This window comes from Actinoplanes subglobosus, assembly GCF_042650585.1.
In the GTDB taxonomy this organism is placed as follows: domain Bacteria; phylum Actinomycetota; class Actinomycetes; order Mycobacteriales; family Micromonosporaceae; genus Actinoplanes; species Actinoplanes subglobosus.
The window spans coordinates 324,495-332,858 of sequence record NZ_JBHSBL010000019.1 but is presented as its reverse complement, the minus strand read 5'-3'; the positions used below and the strand labels follow the sequence as shown (position 1 = coordinate 332,858).

Annotated in this window: 9 protein-coding genes; 6 read left to right on the top strand and 3 right to left on the bottom strand. The window is 72.5% G+C overall.

What is annotated here, in order from left to right:
- Positions 1 to 829: DUF4394 domain-containing protein (locus ACFO0C_RS27045; protein ID WP_378069496.1), on the top strand; the 829-nt coding region annotated here is incomplete at its 5' end.
- Positions 830 to 832: 3 nt separating this feature from the next.
- Here the strand turns inward: ACFO0C_RS27045 and ACFO0C_RS27040 are convergent.
- Positions 833 to 3,817, bottom strand: coding sequence for an AfsR/SARP family transcriptional regulator (locus ACFO0C_RS27040; protein WP_378069495.1), 2,985 nt, complete (start codon positions 3,815 to 3,817; stop codon positions 833 to 835).
- 83 nt (positions 3,818 to 3,900) lie between these two features.
- Here ACFO0C_RS27040 and ACFO0C_RS27035 point away from each other — a divergent pair, with 83 nt between their 5' ends.
- From ACFO0C_RS27035 to ACFO0C_RS27015, 5 genes are all read left to right on the top strand, one after another.
- Positions 3,901 to 4,092: a zinc ribbon domain-containing protein gene (locus ACFO0C_RS27035; protein ID WP_378069494.1), complete on the top strand. Its 192-nt coding sequence runs from the start codon at positions 3,901 to 3,903 to the stop codon at positions 4,090 to 4,092.
- 160 nt (positions 4,093 to 4,252) lie between these two features.
- On the top strand, positions 4,253 to 4,648 hold the full coding sequence (locus ACFO0C_RS27030) for a cellulose binding domain-containing protein (protein ID WP_378069493.1): 396 nt from the start codon (positions 4,253 to 4,255) through the stop codon (positions 4,646 to 4,648).
- Positions 4,649 to 4,772: 124 nt separating this feature from the next.
- Positions 4,773 to 5,588: a CAP domain-containing protein gene (locus tag ACFO0C_RS27025; RefSeq protein ID WP_378069492.1), complete on the top strand. Its 816-nt coding sequence runs from the start codon at positions 4,773 to 4,775 to the stop codon at positions 5,586 to 5,588.
- A gap of 148 nt (positions 5,589 to 5,736) precedes the next feature.
- Entirely contained in the window at positions 5,737 to 6,024 is a 288-nt protein-coding gene (locus ACFO0C_RS27020) for an ArsR/SmtB family transcription factor (protein WP_378069491.1), read from the top strand.
- Positions 6,025 to 6,043: 19 nt separating this feature from the next.
- A complete protein-coding gene (locus ACFO0C_RS27015; protein ID WP_378069490.1) occupies positions 6,044 to 7,045 on the top strand; it encodes an LLM class flavin-dependent oxidoreductase in 1,002 nt (333 codons plus the stop codon).
- 176 nt (positions 7,046 to 7,221) lie between these two features.
- Here the strand turns inward: ACFO0C_RS27015 and ACFO0C_RS27010 are convergent, their stop codons facing one another.
- Positions 7,222 to 7,695, bottom strand: coding sequence for an NUDIX domain-containing protein (locus ACFO0C_RS27010; RefSeq protein ID WP_378069489.1), 474 nt, complete (start codon positions 7,693 to 7,695; stop codon positions 7,222 to 7,224).
- 98 nt (positions 7,696 to 7,793) lie between these two features.
- Entirely contained in the window at positions 7,794 to 8,168 is a 375-nt protein-coding gene (locus tag ACFO0C_RS27005) for a hypothetical protein (protein ID WP_378069488.1), read from the bottom strand.
- Positions 8,169 to 8,364 lie beyond the last annotated feature (196 nt).

The following is an 8,364-nucleotide window of genomic DNA, read 5'->3' as shown; positions in this document are numbered from 1 at the left end:
CGCGGTCGCCACCACCACGACCGCGGTGATCATCGGGCTGAGCGGCGGCGGCGCCTCCGCGGCGGCCAACAGCCTGATGGCCTACGGCATCGCCGGCAACGGCACGCTGATGCTCCAGTTCTGGACCGGCACACCCGAGCAGAACGACTGGGTACGCCGCATCACCGGCCTCAGCGGGGACACCGCCGTCATCGGCATCGACTTCCGCGTGCAGGACGGCAAGCTGTACGCCGTCGGCAACAAGGGCGGCATCTACACCATCGGCATCCCCAGCGCGATCGCCACGAAGGTCTCGCAGCTCCAGGTCGCGCTCTACGGCACCAACTTCGGCGTCGACTTCAACCCGGCCGCCGACCGGCTCCGCGTGATCAGCGACAACGCCCAGAACCTGCGGCACAACCTGAACGACCACACCACCGTCGAGGACACCACGCTCACCACTCCGCCGGCCACCGGCCCGGCCCGGGGCGTGACGGCCGCCGCCTACACCAACAACGACCTCAACGCGGCCACCGGCACCACCCTGGTCGACGTCAACACCACCACCGACCAGGTGGTCATCCAGTCGCCGGCCAACAACGGGCTGCTCGTCGCGACCGGCAACCTCGGCTTCGACGCCGACGCCAACGCCGGCTTCGACATCTTCAGCGACCTGACCGGCGGGAAGACCACCGCACTGACCGCCTTCGCCAGTCTCACCCCGGTCGTGCCGGCCGACCAGGTCCCGGTCCAGAACCTGTACGGCATCGACGTGCTCACCGGCGCGACCACACTGCTCGGGACGTTCCCGCTGGACGTCACCGACGTGGCGGTCGCCCTCGACAAGTAGGCCCTACGCGGGTAACTGATGCCGGCCGGCGGCCGACAACCGGGCCAGACCCTGCTCAGCGCGCGACTGCTCGTACCGGTAGCCGATCTCACCGGCGATGCGCAACGCTGACAGGTGATGGGCCCGGGCGTCGGCCAGCCGGCCGGTCGACGCCGCGGCCGCACCTAGACTGTTCGCCACCCGGGCCTCCCCGGCCCGCTCACCGATGCGCCGGAACAACGCCAGAGCCTCACCCAACCGGTCGGCCGCCCGGCGATGCTCACCGAGCAGCACGTCGACACCGCCGAGACCATCCAGCGCGTACGCCCGGCCCGCCACCTCGGTCGTGCCGGTGAACACCAGCAGCGCCCGCTCGTACAGTTCCGCGGCCGCTGTGTGCCGGCCCGACGAGGACTCGACATGACCGAGATGGAGCAGGGCGTACGCCTCACCGACCGCGTCACCGATGTCGTGACAGATCGCCGCCGACGCCCGTAGATCATGTGCCGCATCCGCGAGGCGGCCCTGACGCAACCGCACCTGACCGATGTTGCCCAGCCCGCGCGCCTCACCGGCCCGATCCCCGCTGTGCCGGGCCACCGACACCACCTCGCCCAGGAACCGCGCGGCCTCGGCATACCGGCCCTGCCACTGGTACAGATGACCGAGGTTGCCCAGCGCCCGCACCCGGACCAGGGTGTCGCCGACCTCCAGCGCCAGTTCCACCGCCCGCTGTAGTTCGATGCCGGCTTCGGCGTACCGCGCCTGTTGAACGTGCAGCACGCCCAGGTTGATCCGCAGCTGGGCCGCGGCGCGGTGGTCGGGCCGACGTTCCGCCGCGCGCAGCGCGTGCTCGTGCAGGGTGACCGCGTCGGTGTAGTGACCACCGCTCTCCAGGTACCGCAGCAGCACCTGGGCCAGCTGCACCGCGAACCACTCCAGGTCGTGCGCCACCGCGTGCACGGCGGTGGCCACCAGGTTCGCCCGCTCGGCATCCAGCCACGCCAGCGCGGTCGCCGCCCGCAACGGCAGCGCGGGGCCGTCCGGCACCGGCACCCGGGGGCGCCGGCCGCGCTCGGCCGGATACAGCAGATCCATCGCGGTGGCCGCGGTGTGCAGATAGAAGACCGGCACCGCGCGGGGCAGACCGGCTTCGCCGGATCGCCGGGCGAGATCTTTGGCGTACGCCCGGAGCAGATCGTGCATCCCGTAGCGGTCTCCGGCCCGCTGGACCAGATGGCTCGCCGCGAGCAGGCCGAGGTGTTCCCGCGCCCGCACCTCGGGGTCACCGGTCAGCGCCGCCACCGCACACACGTCCACGTCGGTACCGGGGTGGTGCCCCAGCAGCCGGAACGTCCGCGCCGCACCGGCCGGGAGATCCCGGTACGACCAGGAGAACACCACACCGATGTCGGAGTGCGGGTCACCGGTCGACAGCAGCCCGAGCCGCCCCCGGTGATCGGCCAGCTCACTCACCACCGACGCCAGTGACGCCGGGGCCCGCCGGTGCACCAGCTCGGCCGCGATCCGCAACGCCAGCGGCAGCCGGGCACAGTGCGCGGCCAGTTCCTCGGCGGCTCCGGCGTCCCCGCTGACCCGCTCACCGGCCAGCCGCCGCAGCAGCGCCAGGGCCTCCTCGTGACGCAGCACGTCCAGGTCGAGCCGCCGCGCGCCGTGCCGCACCACCAGGCCGGGCAGCGCGTCGCGGCTGGTCACCACCACCACGCAGCTGGCCGCGCCGGGCAGCAGCGGGCGGACCTGGTCGACCGAGGCGGCGTTGTCCAGCAGGACCAGCACCCGGCGCCGGTCCAGCAGGCTCCGGTACAGCGCCGCCCGCTCCTCGACGTCGGCCGGCATCTGCTCGCCCGGCAGCCCGAGCGACCGCAGGAACCGGGCCAGTGCGGCCTCCGGCGACACCGGCTGCTCCGGGTCGTAGCCGCGCAGGTCGACGTAGAGCTGACCGTCCGGGAAACGGTCCCGGGCCCGGTGCGCCCACCGGGTGGCCAGCGCGGTCTTGCCGACACCGGCCGTCCCGGACACGACCGCGATCATCACGGCGGACGGTTCCGGGGAGGGGGCCGGTTCCGTCGTGCTGGCCGGCGGTGAGGTGCCGGTCAGCCGGTCCTGTGCGGTGGACGGCGCCCGGCCGCCGGTCAGCCGGTCCAGCGCGGCGAGCTCGTGGGCCCGGCCGGTGAACCCGGGAACGTCGGCGGGCAGTTCGGCCGGTACCGGGCGCCCGGCACCCACCGCGGTCCGGGCAGGCTCGACGGCCCGGGCGTCCGCGTCGAGCAGCTCCCGGTAGGCGGCGGTCAGCTCGGCGCCCGGATCGACACCGAGCTCGTCGGCCAGCCGGGCCCGCACCGCCTGATAGGTGGCGAACGCCTGCGCCCGGCGGCCGGCGGCGGCCAGCGCCCGGACGAGACCGGCCTGCCCCGCCTCGTCCAGCGGGTCGGCCGCCGTCACCTCCTCGAACGCGGCGATCGCCCGCCCGGCCTGCCCCGCGGCCAGCAGCGCCACACCCAGCCGGGCCAGCGCGGCCCGGTGCTCGGCGACGATGGACCGCACCTTCGGATGGCCGGTCAGCTGGGGCAGGTCGGCGAACGGCTGCCCCTGCCACAGCGCCAGTGCCTCCGACAGCGGCTCCGGCGCCGGGATGTCGGCGGCGCTGCGCAGCAGGCGCCGGAAACGCAGGATGTCGATCTGATCAGGCGGCACGACCAGGTGGTACCCGTCGCCCAGGTAGGGCAGCACCGCGCTGCGGGAATGCGGGGCCCGCCCCGGTTCGAGCACCCGGCGCAGCCGCTTGACGTGGGTCTGGATGACGTTGACGGCACTGGCCGGGGGATCGTCGCCCCAGATCGTGTCGATCAGACCGGGCAGGCCGACGGGCTGGCCACCGGCCAGGACGAGCAGGCCCAGCACGGTCCGCTGCGCGGGTGGCCCGAGCACGATCGGCTCATCGTCGTGCCAGGCACGCATCGGCCCGAGCACCTGGATCCGCAGCGTCATCGGACTTCTTCCGTGGATGCTCCGGCCGTCAGGCCGAGCAGGAAGCGGGACGCCCTGTGGAGCAGGGCGGGGAAAGCTGATCGGTGTGCGGGGTGCGGGCGGAGAAGATGTCGCTGCCGGTGCGGGGGTGGACCTGTATCGGCTGCGGTACCGAGCATGATCGGGACGTGAACGCGGCCCGTGACATTCTGGCCGCCGGGCTGGCGGTGACGGCCTGCGGAGCTGATGCAGGTCCTCAACGGGGAACCACCTCCCGAGCGGGCGATCGGCGATGAAACAGGAACGACTCGGGGGCGACCCAGTGGAATCCCTGCCCCTTTCGGGGCGGGGAGACGTCAAGTCCGGCGTCCAGTCCCCGTCCAGTCGAGTGCCCCAGAATGCATCGACGAGAGTTTATCTATCGAAATCGGTGAACGAGGCGTGAAGGAGCCGAACATGTCGCGAACCGGACGGGCGCTGGCGGTCGTCGTGGCACTGACCGGAGCAGTGGGACCGGCCACCGCCGCCCGGGCCGACGCCACGGCCTGCGGGGTCACCTACCGTGCGTCGCCGTACACCGGTGGATTCACCGCGTCCATCACGGTGACCAACACCGGTGACGAGACGATCAGGGGCTGGACGTTCCGCTTCCCGCTGGAGGCCACCGTCGCCGAGTTCTGGAACGCGGACCTGCTCGTTCCGGTCACCGTGGTCACCACACAGGCCAAGGCGTGGAACGCCGTGGTCCAGCCGGGCGACAGCTTCTCCCTCGGGTTCCGCGCGGTGGGCACGGCCGGGGCCGATCCGGCCTGGTTCACCGTCAACGATCTGGAGTGCGAGATCGGCGGCTGAGTGGCACCGGCAACGGTTCGGAGACGATGCCGCACCGTGGCTGCGATCAACGCGGCCCGGGACCCCGCCGAAGTGCATGGTGAGCCCGCTGACCGCGGGCGCCGTACTCCGAAAGGGTCTGCTCTTGCGTCTCAGTCTGCGCCGCCTCGCCGTGACCGCCCTCCTCGCCCCGATCGCCGCCGTCGGCGTCTCCACGATGATCGCGAACCCGGCCGAAGCCGCCCCGGCGAAGACGCACCCGGGCGATGGCCGGCCGGGTCACGGCGGCGGCTGGGCGCCCGGCCACGGCGGCTGGACGCCCGGACAGGGTGGCGGCTGGCGACCCGGTCCCGGCCACCGCGGCCCGGTCTGGCCCGCCCCGAACATGCCCATCCCGAACATGCCCATCCCGAACATGCCCATCCCGAACATGCCGGTCCCGGAGCGGCCCGTCGAGGAGGCGCCCGCTCCGGACCAGCAGGTGATCGTCACGCCGATCCCGGACGACTCGGCGCCGGCCCCGGAGACACCCGCTCCGGACGCGCCCGCTCCGGACGCTCCGGCCCCGGTGGACTCCGGTGTGCAGAGTCTCCAGGACGAGATCAACCGCCTGATCAACGTTCAGCGCACGAGCAACGGGTGCGAGGCGCTCACCGTCAACGACCAGCTGACCGCGGCCGCCCGCGACCACAGCGCCTGGATGGCGCAGACCGGCACGTTCTCGCACACCGGCAGTGGCGGCTCCACGTTCGTCACCCGGGCGAACGCCGCCGGCTACGCCCAGCCGTCGGCCGAGAACATCGCCATGGGCTACCGCAGCGCCGCCGAGGTCGTCGACGGCTGGATGAACAGCCCCGGTCACCGCGCGAACATCGTCAACTGCCGGTCCAAGACCGTCGGTGTCGGTGTCGCGAACGCGGCCGACGGCACGCCCTACTACACCCAGGACTTCGGTTACTGACCCCCGGTAGTGCCGTGATGCCCCAGCCGTTCCCCCTGCGGCTGGGGCATCACTGTGTTCGGTGAGCCATGTCATGGACAGTGGCGCCATCCACGTACGGTGACGTAATTTCGTTAATCAGCGAAATACCGAAGGATGGGGTGCCGGGATGCTGGAGGAGTGCAAGGCGCTGTCGAACGAGACACGCCTGGCGATCCTGGAGTGGCTGAAGGACCCGGCCGCCCACTTCCCCGGAGCCGACGGTGCGAACGAGGGCGTCTGCGTCGGCCTGATCCAGCGCCGCGCCGGATGCTCCGTCTCCACCGTCTCCGCCCACCTGGCGATCCTCCAGCGGGCCGGATTCCTGCTCGCGACCCGTCGCGGGCAGTGGATCCACTACCGCCGCGACGAGGAGCGCATCCGCGCCTTCACCGAACGCCTGCACCGCCACCTGTGACATCGGAAGGCGACACGTCATGCCCACCGCACTCTCCCTGCTCGACCTGGCGCCGATCTCCGCCGGTCAGACCGCCCGCGACAGCTTCCAGGCCAGCGTCGCGCTCGCCCAGAGCGCCGAACGGGCCGGATACCAGCGGGTCTGGTATGCCGAGCACCACAACATGTCCGTGATCGCGTCCTCGGCGACGAGCGTCGTCATCGGCCACGTCGCCCACCACACCAGCACCATCCGGCTCGGCGCCGGTGGCATCATGCTGCCCAACCACTCGCCGCTGGTCATCGCCGAGCAGTTCGGCACCCTGGAGACCCTCTTCCCCGGCCGCATCGACCTCGGCCTCGGCCGGGCACCCGGCAGCGACCAGGTCACCATGCGGGCACTGCGCCGCGACCACCTGTCCGCCGACACGTTCCCGCAGGACGTCCTCGAGCTCCAGGGATACCTGGCCGGGCAGTCGGTGATCCCCGGCGTGCAGGCGGTGCCCCGGGCCGAGCGGCCGGTCCCGCTCTACATCCTCGGGTCGTCGCTGTTCGGCGCCCAGCTCGCGGCACGGCTCGGCCTGCCGTATGCGTTCGCCTCCCACTTCGCGCCCGACGCGCTGCTGCAGGCCGTCCGGGTCTACCGGGAGACGTTCACCCCGTCCGGGCAACTCGCCGAGCCGTATGTGATCGCCGGGGTCAACGTGGTGGCCGCCGACGACCATGACGAGGCCGTCGCCCAGATGAGGTCGGCCTATCGTGCGCGGACCAGGGCGTTCATCTCCCGCGGTGGCGTCGGGCAGAATTTCACCGACGCCGAGATCGACGCGTTCCTGGCCTCGCCCGGCGGGCAGAACCTGGCGGCGATGACCCGATACACCGCCGTCGGTACGCCTGACGAGGTCCGCGAGTACCTGGAGGACTTCGCCGCGACCGCACAGGCCGACGAGTTGATCACCGCGCACCACGCCCAGTCGCTGCCGGACCGGTTGCGCTCGGTCGAGCTGACCGGCGCGGCGATGGCGGCCCCGGCGGCGGCCTGACGGCACCCCGCGCGATCATGCCCGGGACGTGCCGCGGCCGTTCCTCCAGCGCCCGGTCACCGGCACGCTCGGCGACCGCCGGCGCCTGCCGGGCCCGCTCCGCTCCGGAGGCCAGGTCACCGTCCCGGATGGCGACGCGCGCCAGACTGTACCGAGGCTCGACCTCACCGGCGGCGTCAGGCCACGAAGTGGCCGTCCTCCAGGTAGGCGACGGATCCGTCGGCGCGGGCCCGCACCGCCGCGGTGAGGCGGCGGGCCAGCAGGGCGGACAGGCGGGTGGCGGCCTCCGGGCCGGTGCACCACGCCCAGCCGCGCAGTTCGTCGGGCGGCAGGCGGATGGTGGCGGCCTGTGCGGGAGTGAGCTCGCCGCCGTCGAAGATCAACATCAATCCTTCGGTACGGTCGGGACGCGGCGGAACCCAGTCGGTCACCAGCAGGCGTCCCGGCTGGAGCGACAGGCCGAGCTCCTCCTGGATCTCGCGTGCCGCCGCGGCGTGCGGTGACTCGTCGGCCTCGACCACACCGCCCGGGATCTCCCAGTAGTCCTTGTAGGTCGGCTCGCAGATCAGCGCACGGCCCCGGCCGTCGGAGAGCAGCACGCCGGCACCGATGCGCTTGCGCGGCAACGTGGCGGTGTAGTCGGTCGTCATGCGCCGACAGTAGCCAGGCCACTGTCACACTCGGACCGGAGGCGGAGGCACGGCCGGGCCCGGCGCATCGCACCGGGCCCGGGAAACTCCGTGGGGTGTTACAGCGTCGGCTGGCCGGTGACCGGCGCGGGCTTGCGCGGAGCCGGCCGCGGCGTCTTCGGGGCGGCGGACGGCTCCGTCGCGGTGGACGAGGCCGGCGTCGTGGAGGAGGCCGGCGTGGTGGAGGAGGCCGGCGTGGTGGACGGCCCTGCCGTCGACGGCGTGGTCGTGGCGGCTACCTCGTGGAGCTTGGTGGTGGCCTTGTCGGTGCCCGTGCTGAGCAGCGCCTTCGCCTTCTCCTGGGCCTGCACCACGGTCGGGTGGGCGTTCACCTTGCGGGCGGTCGCCGCGATCTGCTCGTACTTCTCACGTCCGGCCCGCGAGCCGAGGACGTACCCGACCGCGAGCCCGGCAGCCAGCTTGATCATCGCCATGGAAATCGTTCTCCTCTTCGAAGTGCGGATGGTTCGAAATGCGGATGGGGGTCGTGATCCGACGGATCAGTGGGAGCGGCGCAGCCAGGCGGGCCGCGACGGGGTACGCCGTGCGGCCGCGCGCCGCCGCACCACGAGGACGATGGTGGTGCCGACGGCCGCCGCGATCGCCGCCGCCGGCAGGGACCGGCGCACC

Excerpts from the sequence above, each read along its gene's own strand:
- ACFO0C_RS27040 (WP_378069495.1), bottom strand. The coding sequence starts at position 3,817 with ATGACGCTGCGGATCCAGGTGCTCGGGCCGATGCGTGCCTGGCACGAC.
- ACFO0C_RS27030 (WP_378069493.1), top strand. The coding sequence starts at position 4,253 with ATGTCGCGAACCGGACGGGCGCTGGCGGTCGTCGTGGCACTGACCGGA.
- ACFO0C_RS27020 (WP_378069491.1), top strand. The coding sequence starts at position 5,737 with ATGCTGGAGGAGTGCAAGGCGCTGTCGAACGAGACACGCCTGGCGATC.
- ACFO0C_RS27015 (WP_378069490.1), top strand. The coding sequence starts at position 6,044 with ATGCCCACCGCACTCTCCCTGCTCGACCTGGCGCCGATCTCCGCCGGT.
- ACFO0C_RS27010 (WP_378069489.1), bottom strand. The coding sequence starts at position 7,695 with ATGACGACCGACTACACCGCCACGTTGCCGCGCAAGCGCATCGGTGCC.
- ACFO0C_RS27005 (WP_378069488.1), bottom strand. The coding sequence starts at position 8,168 with ATGGCGATGATCAAGCTGGCTGCCGGGCTCGCGGTCGGGTACGTCCTC.